We start from the raw sequence: 15,070 nt of genomic DNA on the forward strand, positions 1-15,070 counted from the left end.
GCGTAAGGCCTGCGTGAGAGGGTGCCGCCATAACGTCGAAAGGGGCGAGGAAACCCTCAAGTCGGTCGTTTTTTCTCCCGTTATACTTTTCGACACACCAGCGTGTGGCGCGAGCGCCCGACCGGCGTTCCTGCGGGGAAGTCCTGGGCTGTTGCAGCGATCACCCTGCGAGGCTCGCGCACTCGTCATAACAAGCAGATCAGAGATGCGAGGAGACTGACGATGGGGCTATTCACGCGCACACGGGGTGCTGCGCAGACCGTCAACATCATGAACGAGGTGGCCAGAAGCGCCGGCACCCTCGGCATCGAACTTTGCGACATTGCCGGTAACGTCGACGAAATCGCCGTCCGGACCAAACGGCAGGCGGAAGTGTTTCAGGAATTGCGCCGCGCCGCCACCGATACCAGCGAAGGCAACCAGCGCATTGCGGTGGCCGCCCGCGAGGCCCGCGACGTGGCCGATCGCGCCAGCGCGGAAATCGCCGCATCGCGCGGCACGGCCGACGCTTCGCTCGCCTCGATTCACGGTCTCGTCGAAGGGGTGTCCGGCATGGCCGAGGAAATCGCCGGCCTGCGCGAGGCGCTGGCGCACGTCGGCAAAGTGGCCGAAGGCATCTCGGTGATCGCCCGTCAGACCAATCTGCTTGCGCTGAACGCCGCAATCGAGGCGGCCCGCGCGGGGCTGGCCGGGCGCAGCTTCGCCGTGGTCGCCACCGAGGTCAAGCAACTCGCCAGCAAGACGGCCGAAGCGACGCAGCAGATCGAGCAGACGCTCGCCGCGCTGGCCGAGCGCACCGAGCGTCTCATGCGCGAGAGCAACGCGAACGTGTCGCGCGCGAACGATGCGCGCGAAGGCACCCGTGCGATTGCGAGCGTGATCGAGACGGCCGGCACGGCGCTCGACACGTTCGATCGTCAGGCGGGGCAGATCGCGCAGGCGAGCGAGGCCATCGAGCACGAATGCAGCACGCTCGCCGCGCACGTCGACGAGATGGCCGACGGCGTGGCCCATTCGGCCGAGCATGTCGAGAGTGCGCGCGAGCGCATCAACGGTCTGCTGTCGGTGTCGGAGCAATTGATCGGCCTGATTGCCGAGGCGGACGTCGAGACCGAGGACACGCCTTTCATCCGCGCGGTGCGTCGCGCCGCGAAGCAGGTCGGGGAAAGCTTCGAGGCGGCGCTCGCCAAGGGCAGGATCACCGAGCAGGAATTGTTCGATCGTCGCTATCAACCGATTCCCGGCTCGAACCCGCAGCAATTGATGGCGAGCTTCACGCGCTTCACCGACGAGACGCTGCCCGCCATCCAGGAGCCGCTGCTCTCGCTCAACGAGCGCATCGCATTTTGCGCGGCCGTCGACGAGAACGGCTATCTGCCGACGCACAACCGCAAGTTCTCGCAGACGCCCACCAACGATCCGGTGTGGAACGCCGCCAACTGCCGTAACCGGCGGCTATTCAACGACCGCACCGGGGCGGCCGCCGGGCGCAACACCAAGCCGCTGCTGCTGCAGACCTATCGTCGCGACATGGGGGGCGGGGAATTCGTGGTGATGAAGGATGCGTCGGCGCCCATCTACGTGAATGGCCGGCACTGGGGCGGTTTCCGGATCGCCTACCGTGTGGCGCGCTAGGGCTGCGTCGATCAATAGCCGTACCAACGGCCATGACGCCAGTAGCCGTGGCCGTAGCCGCGCCCGTAGTACGGACGACCGTAGTACACCGGCGGCGGCGGGCCATAGTAGACAGGGCCCGGCGCGACATAGACGGGCGGCGGGGCGACGTAGACTGGCGGAGGCGGTGCCACGTAGACCGGCGCGGGAGCATAGATCGGCGCCGGGGCGATCAGCGGCACGCCGATGCCGATGCCGACCGAGACGTGCGCCTGCGCCGTCCCGATCGCACCCGCGGCGAGCGCGATCCCGGCGATGGCAAGGGCGGCAAACTTGGTTTTCATGACATTTCTCCTGCGGAGTTGGCGGCGTACCGATGACACCGCCCGGACCGGCACCATGCCGGCCGACGCGCCCGGCGCCCACCGGCACCCTGGTTCGTCAGATTCCTTGGCTTTAACTGTACTGAAGTTCCGAATCGCGGGCGTGGCGCAATTGTTGCAAAGTATGCGCGTTGCCGCGGCGTGAGGAACGTTCGGGCGTAGAAAAGCGGCCGCCAAACGTGTGGATCGGGCCCCTATTCTATTCATAATCAACGGTTTGCGCCCGTTTTGGTTGACATGATCGCGCGTCGCCCGCAGGCCCGGCCGGTGCCGCATGCCCAAGACTTGTTACATTCATTTACAAGGCGGGTGGCATTAAAACAGCGGCGGATGCCGCTTCTCGCGACATCCGCCTGCTGCCGGCGCCCAACTCCGTCGGTTCGGAGGCATGGGCGCCTTCTCCTCCCCGCTAAACTCGATGCCGTTGGGGCGTTACTGGCCGAAGCGCGCCTTGGCGTCGGCCACACAAGCGTCCTTGGTGCTGCCCGTGAGCGAGTCGCAGCGCTCCAGCGCGGCCTGATACTGCGCCTTGTTGGCGTCGGCGTTCGCGTCCTGACGTGCAGCCTTCGTGTCCTTGGACGACTCGCGGCTCGTGCGCATCACCTTCGCGTCGCCATACGCCTTGGTCTTGGCGGCTTCGGCATCCTTCAGGCAAACGTCCTTTTCGTTGCCCTTCTTGTCGTCGCAGCGCAGCTTGGCCACGCGGTAATCGGCGTCGGCCTTCGCGACGGCGGCGTCATAGCGGGCCTTGGGCGTTTGTTTGTAGTCGGCCTCGGCGTTGGCCTTGGCGATTTTCTCGTTGCCCTTGGCGTCCTCGACGCACACCTTCTTCGCGTTGTCCTTCAGGTCGTCGCATCGCGCCACGGCGGCCTTGTAGTCGGCCTCGGCCGACTTCTGCGCGGCATCGTACCGGTCCTTCATGCCGGCGTCGGCCGCGCCCACCGTGGTCGCGCCGAGCATTCCTGCTGCCCCCGTCGCAAGACAGGCGCAGGTCAGCAGGTTCAATGTCAGTCGATGTGCCATCTCAATGTCCTCCTATCGGTCGGGGGGCAGTGAAAAAGTACCGTTACTTGTTGCGGTCGGCGGCGCCCTGGATGGCTTCACCGCCGCGTTCGACGTCCTTGCCGGCGCCATGAATGGTGTTGCAACCTGCCAGGCCCAGCGCGAAGCCGCTCAGAAGTGCAATGGCGATCAGTCGTTTCATTTTGTTTTCTCCTTTGAAAGATGAGGTCGTCAGCGTCCCGGAGCGACGATGCGCGGCGCAGCGCCGGGCCCGGGCTTACCAGAGCTTGTGCTGGTTGTTCCAGGTGTCCACTTCGCGCTCGGCGTCGGCCTTCGCCTTGCCGTAGCGTTCCTGGATCACGCCGACGAACTTGTCGCGATTGCCTTCGATCTTCAGCAGATCGTCGTCGGTCAGGTTGCCCCATTGCTTCTTGGCTTCGCCCTTGAGTTGATTCCACTTGCCCTTGATCAGATCCGAGTTCATGACAACTCCTCAATATCGGGTGGATGGGATTCGCGTGTTGCGGTGATATCGCGCACGGTGCGGTGCACGTCGTTGCCGCGCCCGGAGGACGGCAGGTGGTTCCATGGTATGGAGTGCGAAATGCTCCCGCTGTCGGCCACCTCACCGTCTCGATGTAGGTGGAATCGGGTTGCGCTGTCGGCGCATTCCCACGAGGTCTCGCGGAAATCGCGTGCGGATGTCCGGACACGGTCGCGCGCGTGCGGACGCGAAGGGCCCGGCTGGACATGTGAGGGCTTGGGAGAGGCAAGGAGAAGCGGGGGCGCGGGAGGCGACGCGACAGCGTTCTTGGCCGGTGGGCGGGTATCCCGTGCTCAGGAGGTTCTTTCGTGCCGCGACGCGGCGTCGGCATTGCCGTCGATGTCGCCGCCGTCGCGACGGCCGGGCTCCGCCGGCCTGTCGTCCCCGGCATGGGTTCGCGAGTCATCCGTCGACGTCGCGACCGGCGCCTGGCGTTCGTCGGGAAGTTCGGGACCGTGCACGGCAGGCGCGGTACTTTCGGTGACTTCCGTGGCGATCTCGGGTGCGTCGGCCGGACTGCACAGCGGCAGCACGACCTGAATTTCCGTACCGAGACGCTGCGGCAACGAATGAATATCGATACGCCCGCCCTTGGCCGAGACGCGCTGGCGCATGCCGAACAACCCGTGCGTCTTGGGCTTGTTGAACTGGTCGGGCGTGAGGCCGATGCCGTTATCGATCACTTCGAGCCGCACGCGCTGATCGTCGTACGCAAGCGCGACACGCACCGCCGTCGCGCGCGCGTACTTGCCGGCGTTCGTGAGCGCTTCCTGTGCCACGCGGAACAGCACGATGGCCGTGGACTCCGGCAACGCGAAGTCTTCTTCCGGCAGGTCCAGATCGAGCGCCCAGCGCTGCTGGTCGGCCGCCTCTTCGGCGAGCGAGCGCAGCGCCGTGACGAGGCCGAAGTTGATCAGCACTGTCGGCCGCAGATTCTCGATGATGCGGCGCTTGATCTGAATGCCCGAATCGAGATTGCGCTGCGCGCGCGCGAGCTTCTCGGCGATCACCGGATCGCTGCCGCGGATCTTGTGATGCGCCCACGTGACGTCCATCTTGCACGCGGTGAGGATCGCCCCGAGCTCGTCGTGCAGCTCGCGCGAGAGGCGCGTCTTCTCGTCTTCGCTCACGTTCTGCAAGTGTGTGGCCAATTCGTCGAGTTGCTCGGTGCGCTCGCGCACGAGCCGGTCGAGATGCGCCTGCTGTTCATGCAGTTGATCGCGCGCGAGCTGTTCCTGACGCATTTGCCGGCCGAGCGTGCGAAACAGCAGGACGAACAGCAGTATCGTCAGCACGGAGAGCGCGCCGGCGCTCACCGCCGAGATCATCTGGTCGAAGCGGCCGTCGTCCTGCGCTCCTCGCGCTCGCGCGAGCTCCCGGTTGTAGAGATCGGTGACGCCGTTCTGCACGCGCTCCATCGCGCGGATGCCGAGGTAGTCCGGCGAGAGCGCCTGCTCCAGCGTCATCGTCCCGTCGACCACGCCCGCGCGCGCCGCTTCCATCGTCGAAATGCGATCGGAGAAGAGCGCCATCACCGCGGCGAAATCACTCGTGGCCTGCGCGTCGTGCACGTTTTCGTAATGCTGGATGACGAGTGCCGCGAGATCGCGGATGCGCCGCACCGACGACAGGTAGGGGTCGAGATAGACGGGATCCTTCGTGAGCAGATAGCCGCGCTGGCTCGCCACCACGGTGGACGTGCGCGTCATGATCTCGTTGAGTTCGTTGGCCGCCGTCATGGCCTGCAGCGCCGATTCGTAGGTGGACGCGAGACGCCGGTGTGCCGATTCGAGCCCGATCAGGCTGCCGACCGTGATCACGATCGCGGCGATCATGGCAATGATCCAGCTTCGGCGACGTAGCCAGGACGTGAACAATCGGGGCATGAGGACGTGTCGGGAAGAGTTGGGCTGTGACAGCACACCAAAGCGCAGACCGACGCAGGTTCGCGCGATCCGCAGCTTGCGTCATTTCGCTTCGATCATAAGTCGAAAATCGCCCACCTGCGGGAATTGTCAGCCAATTCCTACGCAAAAACCAGAACCGCCCGGGCAGTCCGGGGAGCGCCGTTTTTCTACCATACATGCAGCACCCGGTGGATTGCGGGCCGTTTGCGCAAGCTTTTTTCGCGCGGCGCGCGGACGTGGGCGCGAAGAAAGTCTCCGGGAAGCGTATCGACCAAGGAGAACGCTATGTTGAAGTGGGCTTTGTTGTTTGCACTGATCTCGATCGTGGCGGGCCTGCTGGGCTTCACCGGGATCGCCGCCGGTGCGGCCGGGATCGCGAAGATCCTGTTCGTGCTGTTCCTGGTGCTGTTCGTGATCTTCCTGCTGCTTGGGCTGACCATCGCCAGGAAGATTGTCGACTAGACGGCGCCGCAGTGGCCGGGCGATGCGCCATGCGTGTCGCCGGCGGCCCGTCCACAATCAAGGAGGTTGCGATGCTTCACTATGCCGTCGTATTTTTCGTGATCGCGTTGATCGCCGCGGTTTTCGGTTTTACGGGAATCGCCGCGGGCGCGGCCGAGATCGCGAAGATCCTGTTCTTCATCTTCCTCGTGATCTTTCTGGTCACGCTGCTCTTCGGGGTGTTCCGACGATAGCCGCCTCGCACATCGCCAGCGGGGCGCCTGCTTCGGGCGCCCTCCGCCCTCGTTACCATCTACTGACAGGAGGATTCGCTCATGCATACCGCCAAGCACGCCAAGCACCATGCCTCGCCGTCTGCCGACACCGGCAAGCACGCCATGATGGGCAATGGTCGCAGCAAGCCAGCGGGCGAGGACTTCCAGATCGACGTTCGTGCGTTGCGCGAACGCGCACGTGAGCACCTCGACGACGGTGCCGTCACGGAGGACTACCGGGCCGATCGCGACGCGGTCGTGCATATGCTCAACGAAGCGCTCGCCACCGAGCTCGTGTGCGTGCTGCGCTACAAGCGCCACCATTTCATGGCCACCGGCATTCATGCCGAGCCGGTCGCCGCGGAATTCGCCGAGCACGCGGCGCAGGAGCAGGCACACGCGGACCGCATCGCGGCGCGGATCGTGCAACTGGGCGGCGAGCCCGATTTCTCGCCCGACGGCCTGTCGGCCCGCAGTCATGCGGAATATGTGCCCGGCCAGAGCCTGCGCGACATGATTCGCGAAGACCTCGTCGCGGAGCGCATCGCGATTGAGAGTTATCGCGAGATGATTCATTATCTGGGCGACCGGGATACCACGACGCGACGCATGCTCGAGGAGATCCTGGCCGTCGAGGAAGAACATGCCGACGATATGCGCGATCTGCTCGACCGGGAGTGACGCCCATGCCGCGCACGCCGGATCCGGACGGATTCGGCCCACCGGCCGAGGGGGAAAGTTTCTGGAGCTTAGATGTCACTGACAATAAAAATCCTGATTGCCGACGACCACGCTATCGTTCGCACCGGCTTCAAGCAGTTCATTGCGGACGAATCGGACATGGAAGTGTTGGGCGAAGCGGCGAGCGGCGACGAAGTGATCCGCGCCGTACGCGACACGGCCTTCGATGTCGTGCTGCTCGATATCGCCATGCCTGACAAGAACGGAATCGATACGCTTCGCATCATCAAGCAATTGCGCCCCGAGCAAGGGGTGCTGTTTTTATCGACGTATCCGGAGGCCCAGTACGCGGTGAATCTGCTGCGCGCCGGTGCCGACGGCTACCTGATGAAGGACGCCGCGCCCGAGGAGATCATCCGGGCGATCCGCACGGTGGCGCGCGGCCATCGCTACGTGAGCGAGGTGACCGCCGATCTGCTCGCGCAGAAGCTCGACCAGCCGATCGACGAGCCGATGCACGAGCAGCTCTCGGAGCGTGAATTCCAGGTGTTCTGCAAGCTCGCGCAGGGGCGCACTCCCACGGAGATCGCCGAAGAGCTTCACCTGTCGGTGAAGACCGTCAGCACGTACCGCGCGCGCGTGCTGGAAAAGATGCATTTGAAAACCAATGCCGATCTGACGCTTTATGCGCTCAAGAACGGTCTGATCAGTTGACGGAGAGGTTGTCATGCCAACCGGGAAAGCGGCCGCGCTCACGGGGTCCCGATTGCCCCTGAAAGTGCTGCTGATCGAAGATTCGGCGGTCATTCGCGAGAGTCTGTCCGAAGCCCTCGGGTCTACGGGGATGCTCCAGGTGACAGGCGTGGCGGAGACGGCCGACGACGCGGTCCGCACCCTCAAGGAGGACTCGTTCGACGCCGTGATCGTCGACATTCAGCTGCGGCGTGGCTCGGGCATGGATGTGCTGTCCTATCTGCACGACGCCGGCATGCTGCCCAACCTGATGGCCGTCGTCCTCACGAACTACGCGCTCGCCACCTACCGCAAGCGCTGTCAGCAACTGGGCGTGCGGTACTTCTTCGACAAGTCCCTCGAGTTCGACCGTGTCATCGAAGTTCTCGACGATTTCGCCTCCAGTCGGCAGGCTTGAATCGGCGCCAATGGCCCAATTTCCTTGAAATTCTCACCTATCGAGAATTTTCCGCCGGTAGTGAAATCAACTCACGTTTTCCCGTTCGGGAGGGCGTGAGCGATGCCATACGTCCGTTCTTTGCCGCATTGCGATACGCAACGCCGGTTTCCCGCGTTTCCCCGATCCGGTTGGTCCCTTTCAGGTGAATTCCAATATAAAGAGATCAAATTTTATTATTTTCAACTATTTAGGTGCATGGGCTAGAATGTCGCCTTTGTGCTAAATACCGAGTCCAGGCGGCGGCACTGCGGGTAGTTTCGGCAGTGGGGCTGCTATTTTTTTGCATGATCGAACTCCAGAACATTACCCAGCGATTTGCTGGGCCCAAGGGGCCGATCGACGCGCTTTCCAACATCAGCCTGTCGATCGAGCGTGGCGAAGTCTTCGGCATCATCGGCCGAAGCGGCGCCGGCAAGAGCACGCTTGTGCGCGTGATCAACCTCCTCAATCGTCCGAGCGATGGCACGGTGCGTGTCGACGGTGAGGACCTGACCGCGATGTCGACCGACGCGCTGCGCCAGGCGCGCCGCCGCATCGGCATGATCTTCCAGCACTTCAACCTGCTGAACTCGCGCACCGTTTACGACAACGTGGCGCTGCCGCTGGAACTGGCCGGCACGCCTGCCGCGGAGATTCGCGCGAAGGTGTTGCCGCTGCTCGAACTCGTCGGTCTCACGGCCCAGAAGGATCGCTATCCGTCGCAGATCTCCGGCGGCCAGAAGCAGCGTGTGGGCATTGCGCGTGCGCTGGCGAGCGAGCCGCAGGTGCTGCTCTCCGACGAAGCGACGTCCGCGCTCGATCCCGAGACGACCCGCTCGATTCTCGATCTGCTCAAGCGCATCAACCGCGAGCTCGGCTTGACCGTCGTGCTGATCACTCACCAGATGGAAGTGATCAAGCAGGTGTGCGATCGCGTGGCGGTGCTCGACGCCGGCCGCGTGGTCGAGCAGGGGCGTGTGATCGATGTGTTCCTGCGCCCACGTCATGAAGTCACGCGTGCACTCATCGGCGATGTGATCTCGCAGGAGCTGCCCGCCGGCGTGCGCGAGCGCGTGGCGTCGCGCATCGGCAACGGCCACGATCATCTGTATCGCCTGGCGTTCTCGGGCGCGGGCGTGGATCAGCCGCTGCTCTCCGAAGCGATTCGCCGCTACGAGCTCGACTTCAACATCCTGCATGGTCAGATCGACGAGATTCAGGGGCAGGCGTTCGGATCGCTCGCCGTGATGGCGGGCGGCACCCCGGCCCGCGTGGCCGAAGCCATGGCGTTCCTCGCCAGTCAAGGCGTCGTTGTCGAGGAGCTGAGCCATGTGGAGTGAAATGTTCGATCTGTTCGTCTCGTCGTTCTGGGAGACGCTGATCATGGTCGGGATCTCGGGCATCATCGGCGCTGTCGTGGGCGTGCCGCTCGGCGTGCTGCTGTATCTGACCGATCGCAACGGCGTGCTGCAGAACCTGCCGACCAATCGCATCATCGGCATCGTCGTCAACGCGGTGCGTTCGACGCCGTTCATCATTTTGCTGGTCGCCGTGATTCCGTTCACACGTCTGATCGTGGGCTCTTCCATCGGCACGATGGCTGCCGTGGTACCGCTCACCATCGCGGCGGCGCCGTTCGTGGCGCGTCTGGTGGAGACGGCGTTGCGTGAAGTCGACCGCGGCCTGATCGAGGCGGCGCAATCGATGGGCGCCACGACCGGCCAGATCGTGATGAAGGTGCTGCTGCCCGAGGCACTGCCTGGCATCGTGGCCGGCCTGACCATTACCTTCGTGAGCCTGGTCGGCTATTCGGCCATGGCCGGCGCGATCGGCGGCGGCGGGCTGGGCGACCTGGGCATTCGCTACGGCTATCAGCGCTTCCTGCCTGAAGTCATGGTCACCGTCGTGCTGATCCTGATCGTCTTCGTGCAACTGGTGCAGACGTTCGGCGACTGGCTGGTGCGCCGTCTGAGCCACAAATAACGTTTCGGACAACAACGTCGCCGGCGAACCGGCACTTACTCACACGCGAGGTTTTATATGCAACGTCGTTCGCTTTTCAAGCTGCTCGCCGGTGTCGGCGCCGCAACGGTTTTCGCCACGCAATTCACCGCACCCGCGTTGGCCGCGGACCCCGTGAACCTGAAGGTCGGCGTGACGGGCGGCCCGCACGCCCAGATCTTCGACGAAGTGAAGAAGGTCGCCGCCAAGGACGGCCTGAACATCAAGGTCATCGAGTTCAGCGACTATGTGCAGCCGAACGCCGCGCTCTCGTCGGGCGATCTCGACGTGAACAGCTACCAGCACCAGCCGTACCTCGACGCGCAGGTGAAGGATCGCGGCTACAAGCTCGAGTCGATCGCCAAGACCGTGATCTTCCCGATGGGCATCTACTCGAAGAAGATCAAGTCGCTGGCCGACCTGAAGTCGGGCGACAAGGTGTCGCTGCCGAACGATCCGACCAACGGCGGTCGCGCGCTGCTCCTGCTGCAGAAGAACGGTCTGATCAAGCTGCGCGCCGACGCTGGTCTGAAGGCCACGCCGCTCGACGTCGTCGAGAACCCGAAGAAGCTGAAATTCGTGGAGCTCGACGCCGCCCAACTGCCGCGCTCGCTCGACGACGTGACGGTGGCCGTCATCAACACCAACTTCGCGATGGAAGCCGGCCTGAATCCGAAGAAGGATTCGATCTCGATCGAAGACGCCAACGGCCCGTATGCCAACGTGCTGGTGATCCGCACTGCCGACAGGAACAAGCCCTGGGTGGCCAAGCTGATCAAGGCCTATCACTCGCCGGAAGTGAAGGCGTTCATCGAGCAGAAGTTCGGCGGCTCGGTCGTCACGGCATGGTGATGAACTGATGATCTGACACCGTCCCGTTACCGGGGCAGTCCGTGAGAACGGCAACGCGTTGCGGCGTTGCCGTTTTTTTTCGTCTGAACTTCGGCGACCCTCGACATCCTCGGGAAAGCGCCTGCTCGCCGCGATGCCGGCATTCGCGCTGCTCGCGCGTGTGTGGCAATTCCGACACTGTCATGGATTTGTCAAATCACGGCGATAGCCTGAACGGCAACAAAAAGAGGGCGCCTGCGGGCGTCGTCAACAATAGGCGGATATGGGCGCGAGTCCCGCGACCGCACGCGAAGCACGGGGAAAGGGGGGAGCATGCCTCTCGCCTTCGGTGCGTCTTGACGCACGCGACATCGGCCCGCACGTCGCAATGCAGTTGGTTGGCTGGATGGCGGCGCACCGCATCGACTTTCGGAGTACCTCTTGAATTCTCCCCCGCCTGTCGCCATACGTCTGGAGCGTTTTGCCGCGCCGGCCGCGTCGCGCGATGCATCCGTTGCCGCCATAGGCGCTTCGGGTGCCGTTCCTATCGATCCCGTCGAGCGCGCGATGCTCGCGGAACTCTGCGAAGGCATCGGCCTGACCTGCGTGTTCCAGCCGATTCTCGACTTTCGCACGTCGGAAGTGGCGGGGTACGAGGGACTGGTGCGCGGTCCGGCGGGAACCTCGATCCATTCACCGATGGCGCTCTTCGCGGCCGCGCGCCGTCATGGCCTGTCCGGGCCGCTGGAGCTGGCCTGCCGCCGCGCCGTGCTGTGCGGTTTCGTCGAGCAGGATCTGCCCGAGCGGCTGTTTCTGAACATCGGTCCAGTGACGCGCGCGCAGCCTGGCGGCGGCGTGATCGAGTCGCTCGGTCTGGACGAAACGTTCGCCATGCTCCAGTCGTTTCGCCTGGCGCCGGAGCGCGTGGTGCTCGAACTGACGGAGCATGCGCCGACGCTGGATCTCGCGAGTACACGTGCGTCGCTCACAGCCTATCGCGCGTTGGGCTTCGAGGTGGCGCTCGACGACATGGGGGAGGGGTACGCCAGCCTGCGGCTGTGGTCGGAGCTGCGACCCGATTACGTGAAGATCGATCGGCATTTCGTCGACGGCATCGACACCGACACGCTCAAGCTGCAGTTCGTGCGTTCGATGCGGCAGATCGCGGAGACGAGCGGCACGCGCGTGATCGCGGAAGGCATCGAGCACGCCGAGGAGCTGCAGGTCGTGCGCGATCTCGGCATTTTTCTCGGACAGGGCTATTTCATTGCGCGTCCCGAGGCGCAGCCGCAGCGGGCGATTACCGCGAACGTGCGGGAGGTCGTGAACGAGCGGCGCGCCTACGTGCATCAGCAGCCGAGCCAGCTCGGCGCAGGCAATGTGACGCTCGAGCGCATTGCCTCGTTCGTCGCGCCGGTCTCGCCGGAGACGCGCAGCGAAGACGTGGTGGCGCGCTTCGAGAGCGATCCCGCGCTCGAAGTGCTGCCGGTGGTGGAGCGCGACCGGCCCGTCGGACTGATCGGCCGGGCGTCGTTGATCGGGCGTTTCGCGCGTCCCTTCACGCGCGAACTCTACGGGCGCAAGCCGTGCTCGGCGGTGATGGAGCCGCGTCCGCTCACCTTCGACAAGGATGCCAGGCTGGAGGACCTGAGCCGCATGATCGCGGAAGGCGCGAGCCGCCAGATCGCGGCCGGCTTCATCGTGACCGACCAGGGGCGTTACTTCGGTGTGGCGCAGGGCCACGCGCTCATGCGTCACATCACCGACATGCAGCTCGACGCGGCGCGCTATGCGAATCCGCTCACGCTGCTGCCGGGCAATGTACCGATCGACGACTATATGGACCGCATGATCGGCGAGCGCCAGTCGTTTCACGCGTGCTACGTCGATCTGGACAATTTCAAGCCGTTCAACGACGTGTTCGGCTATCGGCGCGGCGACGACCTGATTCAGTTGGTCGCGCGTGTGCTCATGGCCGTGCGCAATCCCGAGCGCGACTTCCTCGGGCACATCGGCGGCGACGACTTCCTCATCCTGTTCCGCAGTCCCGATTGGGAAGCGCGCTGTCGTGAAGCGCTCACCCGCTTCGGCGAGGCGGTGACGGAGTATTTCCATCCGGATCAGATCGCGGCGGGCGGATTCGAGGCGGAGGATCGCCGCGGCATGGTCATCTTCCATCCGATCACGAGCCTGTCGATCGGTGTGGTGGCGGTCACGCCCGAGAGCTTTCCGTCGCACGTGGAAGTTTCCGCTGCCGCCGCCGACGCCAAGAAGATGGCCAAGCGCGCGCTCGGCAACAGCCTGTTCATCGAGCGCCGTCGCGCGCATCGGTGACACACGCGGCGAGCGCAATAAAAAACCCGCCGGACGGCGGGTTTGTCTCTCGCGGAGCGGACGGTCAGTGCGTCAGCGCCGGCATGCCTTCCATGCTGGCGGCGTCCTGTTCGCGCTCTCCCGACAGGTACGGCGTGCGCCAGCCGGCCTGCACGCCCCAGTGATAGAACGCGAGCGAGAGCACGGCGACCACGACCATGTCCCAGCCATACGGCAGCAGACCGATGCCGCCGAATTCCTTGCTGCCGATGTACGAGCACAGCGCCATCGCCGGCAGGTAGCCGACCAGCCACCACGACGCCTTCAGGTCGCGCCCGAAGCCGAGCCACTTGTCCTTCGCCTGATAGTAGAAGTACACGGGCAGGGCCACGATCACCAGCACGATGATCTGGCCGGTGAGCGGCCAGCGCGCCCAGTACAGGATCAGCGAGGCGCACACGAAGGCGAACGGCGCGATCACCGACAGGCCCGGCAGGCGCAGCGGACGATGCATCTCGGGCGCCGAACGGCGCAGCGCCATCACGCTGATCGGACCCGTCAGATACGAAATGACGGTGGCGACCGAGATCACGGCGGCCAGCGAATCCCAGCCGCGGAAGAAGAACATGAAGACGAACGACACGGCCAGGTTGAACCACATGGCCTGACGCGGTACGCCATAGAGCGGATGCACACGACCGAAGATTGCCGGCAGCGTGCGGTTGCGCTCCATCGCATAGATCATGCGGCTCGTGGTGGCCATGTAGGTGGTGCCGGTGCCGCTCGGGCTCAGGAACGCGTCGAAGTACAGCACGATGGCCAGCCAGTTCAGGCCGAGCGCGATCGCGAGTTCGGCGAACGGCGAGCTGAAGCTCACCATGTGCCAGCCGCCGACGAGTTGTTCGGGCGAGAGCGCGCCGATATAGGCCACTTGCAGCAGCAGGTAGATGACGGTGGCGAGCAGGATCGAGCCGACCACCGCAAACGGAATGCTGCGGCCCGGATCGCGCGCTTCGCCGGCCAGATTCACCGGGCTCTGGAAGCCGTTGAACGCGAACACGATGCCCGACGTGGCCACCGCGGTGAGTACGGCCGACATGCCGTTCGGTGCGAAACCGCCGTGCTCGGCGAGATTGAAGTTGCCCGGATGGAAGCCGGCGACGATCAGGCCGGCGATGGTCAGTGCCGGAATCGCGAACTTGAAGAGCGTGATGGCCGTGTTCGCGCGGGCGAAGAGCTTCACACCCCAGTAGTTCAGCATGAAATACACGATCACCAGCAGGGCGGAGAGTGTGAGTCCGCTCGTGGTCAGCGTGCCGTCGACGAACAGATCGCGCGCCCATGGGTACGGCCAGGTGCTCATGTACTGGATCGACGCCTCGGCTTCGATCGGGATCACCGACACGATGGCGATCCAGTTGGCCCAGGCGGCGATGAAACCGACGAGGCTGCCGTGCGAGTAGCGCGAGTAACGCACCATGCCGCCCGACTCCGGAAACATGGCGCCGAGTTCGGCGTAGGTGAGCGCGATGGCGAGAATCACGACCGCGCCTATGATCCAGGCAAGCAGGGCGGCGGGGCCGGCGATCTTGGCCGCTTTCCAGGCGCCGAACAGCCAGCCGGAGCCGATGATCGAGCCAAGGCCGGTCAACATCAGGGCGAACGGCCCGATGTTGCGCATGAGAGGTTGATGGTTATCCATTGACTGTCTTCTCCACGCCCGGGGGGAGCAGATGCCGGCCCCGATACGGGCGGCGGCGAACTGCGCGAGGGCAGACAAACTACCGGCTGGCCGGTCACCGTCCGAGAGGGATGACGGCGCGGGGGCGGCGCTGACCGGCGCGACTTTGTTGATCGGGTTCTCGCGAATTTCGACTGGGATCCGGCAAAGCAGCACTCGGATGACG

General features: G+C 64.4%; 16 protein-coding genes. 10 read left to right on the top strand and 6 right to left on the bottom strand.

Features of this window, described 5'->3' with window-relative positions; translation table 11 throughout:
- Positions 1 to 222 precede the first annotated feature (222 nt).
- Entirely contained in the window at positions 223 to 1,635 is a 1,413-nt protein-coding gene (locus RO07_RS06080) for a methyl-accepting chemotaxis protein (protein WP_039408981.1), read from the top strand.
- Between the two features lie 11 nt (positions 1,636 to 1,646).
- On the opposite strand, the gene RO07_RS06085 is transcribed toward RO07_RS06080, so the two are convergent.
- From RO07_RS06085 to RO07_RS06105, 5 genes are all read right to left on the bottom strand, one after another.
- The gene (locus RO07_RS06085; protein ID WP_039408984.1) at positions 1,647 to 1,958 is read right to left on the bottom strand and encodes a hypothetical protein; all 312 of its coding nucleotides are present in this window, start codon (positions 1,956 to 1,958) and stop codon (positions 1,647 to 1,649) included.
- Positions 1,959 to 2,429: 471 nt separating this feature from the next.
- Complete coding sequence (locus tag RO07_RS06090) at positions 2,430 to 3,020, bottom strand: hypothetical protein (RefSeq protein ID WP_052267057.1); 591 nt, start codon at positions 3,018 to 3,020, stop codon at positions 2,430 to 2,432.
- 43 nt (positions 3,021 to 3,063) lie between these two features.
- Positions 3,064 to 3,201 (bottom strand): entericidin A/B family lipoprotein, encoded by a 138-nt coding sequence (locus RO07_RS06095; protein ID WP_039408987.1) that lies wholly within the window; start codon positions 3,199 to 3,201, stop codon positions 3,064 to 3,066.
- Between the two features lie 75 nt (positions 3,202 to 3,276).
- On the bottom strand, positions 3,277 to 3,483 hold the full coding sequence (locus RO07_RS06100) for a CsbD family protein (RefSeq protein WP_039374866.1): 207 nt from the start codon (positions 3,481 to 3,483) through the stop codon (positions 3,277 to 3,279).
- Between the two features lie 353 nt (positions 3,484 to 3,836).
- Positions 3,837 to 5,378 (bottom strand): histidine kinase, encoded by a 1,542-nt coding sequence (locus RO07_RS06105; protein WP_052267058.1) that lies wholly within the window; start codon positions 5,376 to 5,378, stop codon positions 3,837 to 3,839.
- A gap of 357 nt (positions 5,379 to 5,735) precedes the next feature.
- Here RO07_RS06105 and RO07_RS06110 point away from each other — a divergent pair, with 357 nt between their 5' ends.
- The 9 genes from RO07_RS06110 (at position 5,736) to RO07_RS06150 (ending at position 13,184) form a co-directional block, all read left to right on the top strand.
- A complete protein-coding gene (locus RO07_RS06110; RefSeq protein WP_039408989.1) occupies positions 5,736 to 5,912 on the top strand; it encodes a DUF1328 family protein in 177 nt (58 codons plus the stop codon).
- A gap of 71 nt (positions 5,913 to 5,983) precedes the next feature.
- Positions 5,984 to 6,145, top strand: a complete 162-nt coding sequence (locus tag RO07_RS06115) for a DUF1328 domain-containing protein (protein WP_039414459.1) — start codon at positions 5,984 to 5,986, stop codon at positions 6,143 to 6,145.
- A 147-nt stretch (positions 6,146 to 6,292) separates the two neighbouring features.
- On the top strand, positions 6,293 to 6,847 hold the full coding sequence (locus tag RO07_RS06120; protein WP_418303717.1) for a ferritin-like domain-containing protein: 555 nt from the start codon (positions 6,293 to 6,295) through the stop codon (positions 6,845 to 6,847).
- A gap of 72 nt (positions 6,848 to 6,919) precedes the next feature.
- Positions 6,920 to 7,561, top strand: a complete 642-nt coding sequence (locus RO07_RS06125; RefSeq protein ID WP_039408992.1) for a response regulator — start codon at positions 6,920 to 6,922, stop codon at positions 7,559 to 7,561.
- Positions 7,562 to 7,574: 13 nt separating this feature from the next.
- Complete coding sequence (locus tag RO07_RS06130; RefSeq protein ID WP_039408995.1) at positions 7,575 to 7,997, top strand: response regulator; 423 nt, start codon at positions 7,575 to 7,577, stop codon at positions 7,995 to 7,997.
- Between the two features lie 326 nt (positions 7,998 to 8,323).
- A complete protein-coding gene (locus RO07_RS06135; protein WP_039408997.1) occupies positions 8,324 to 9,358 on the top strand; it encodes a methionine ABC transporter ATP-binding protein in 1,035 nt (344 codons plus the stop codon).
- Positions 9,348 to 10,001, top strand: a complete 654-nt coding sequence (locus tag RO07_RS06140; RefSeq protein ID WP_039409001.1) for a methionine ABC transporter permease — start codon at positions 9,348 to 9,350, stop codon at positions 9,999 to 10,001. The genes RO07_RS06135 and RO07_RS06140 overlap by 11 nt, the downstream gene beginning before the upstream one ends.
- Positions 10,002 to 10,058: 57 nt before the next feature.
- The gene (locus RO07_RS06145) at positions 10,059 to 10,871 is read left to right on the top strand and encodes a MetQ/NlpA family ABC transporter substrate-binding protein (RefSeq protein ID WP_039409005.1); all 813 of its coding nucleotides are present in this window, start codon (positions 10,059 to 10,061) and stop codon (positions 10,869 to 10,871) included.
- Positions 10,872 to 11,291: 420 nt separating this feature from the next.
- On the top strand, positions 11,292 to 13,184 hold the full coding sequence (locus tag RO07_RS06150) for a GGDEF domain-containing protein (RefSeq protein WP_039409009.1): 1,893 nt from the start codon (positions 11,292 to 11,294) through the stop codon (positions 13,182 to 13,184).
- Positions 13,185 to 13,248: 64 nt separating this feature from the next.
- Here the strand turns inward: RO07_RS06150 and RO07_RS06155 are convergent, their stop codons facing one another.
- Positions 13,249 to 14,865 carry an APC family permease gene (locus RO07_RS06155; RefSeq protein ID WP_039409011.1) on the bottom strand — a complete coding sequence of 539 codons (1,617 nt, stop codon included), beginning with the start codon at positions 14,863 to 14,865 and terminating at the stop codon, positions 13,249 to 13,251.
- Positions 14,866 to 15,070 lie beyond the last annotated feature (205 nt).

Origin of the sequence: Pandoraea pulmonicola (genome assembly GCF_000815105.2) — a bacterium.
In the GTDB taxonomy this organism is placed as follows: Bacteria; Pseudomonadota; Gammaproteobacteria; order Burkholderiales; family Burkholderiaceae; genus Pandoraea; species Pandoraea pulmonicola.

Excerpts from the sequence above, each read along its gene's own strand:
- RO07_RS06080 (WP_039408981.1), top strand. The coding sequence starts at position 223 with ATGGGGCTATTCACGCGCACACGGGGTGCTGCGCAGACCGTCAACATC.
- RO07_RS06085 (WP_039408984.1), bottom strand. The coding sequence starts at position 1,958 with ATGAAAACCAAGTTTGCCGCCCTTGCCATCGCCGGGATCGCGCTCGCC.
- RO07_RS06090 (WP_052267057.1), bottom strand. The coding sequence starts at position 3,020 with ATGGCACATCGACTGACATTGAACCTGCTGACCTGCGCCTGTCTTGCG.
- RO07_RS06095 (WP_039408987.1), bottom strand. The coding sequence starts at position 3,201 with ATGAAACGACTGATCGCCATTGCACTTCTGAGCGGCTTCGCGCTGGGC.
- RO07_RS06100 (WP_039374866.1), bottom strand. The coding sequence starts at position 3,483 with ATGAACTCGGATCTGATCAAGGGCAAGTGGAATCAACTCAAGGGCGAA.
- RO07_RS06105 (WP_052267058.1), bottom strand. The coding sequence starts at position 5,378 with ATGATCGCCGCGATCGTGATCACGGTCGGCAGCCTGATCGGGCTCGAA.
- RO07_RS06110 (WP_039408989.1), top strand. The coding sequence starts at position 5,736 with ATGTTGAAGTGGGCTTTGTTGTTTGCACTGATCTCGATCGTGGCGGGC.
- RO07_RS06115 (WP_039414459.1), top strand. The coding sequence starts at position 5,984 with ATGCTTCACTATGCCGTCGTATTTTTCGTGATCGCGTTGATCGCCGCG.
- RO07_RS06120 (WP_418303717.1), top strand. The coding sequence starts at position 6,293 with ATGGGCAATGGTCGCAGCAAGCCAGCGGGCGAGGACTTCCAGATCGAC.
- RO07_RS06125 (WP_039408992.1), top strand. The coding sequence starts at position 6,920 with ATGTCACTGACAATAAAAATCCTGATTGCCGACGACCACGCTATCGTT.
- RO07_RS06130 (WP_039408995.1), top strand. The coding sequence starts at position 7,575 with ATGCCAACCGGGAAAGCGGCCGCGCTCACGGGGTCCCGATTGCCCCTG.
- RO07_RS06135 (WP_039408997.1), top strand. The coding sequence starts at position 8,324 with ATGATCGAACTCCAGAACATTACCCAGCGATTTGCTGGGCCCAAGGGG.
- RO07_RS06140 (WP_039409001.1), top strand. The coding sequence starts at position 9,348 with ATGTGGAGTGAAATGTTCGATCTGTTCGTCTCGTCGTTCTGGGAGACG.
- RO07_RS06145 (WP_039409005.1), top strand. The coding sequence starts at position 10,059 with ATGCAACGTCGTTCGCTTTTCAAGCTGCTCGCCGGTGTCGGCGCCGCA.
- RO07_RS06155 (WP_039409011.1), bottom strand. The coding sequence starts at position 14,865 with ATGGATAACCATCAACCTCTCATGCGCAACATCGGGCCGTTCGCCCTG.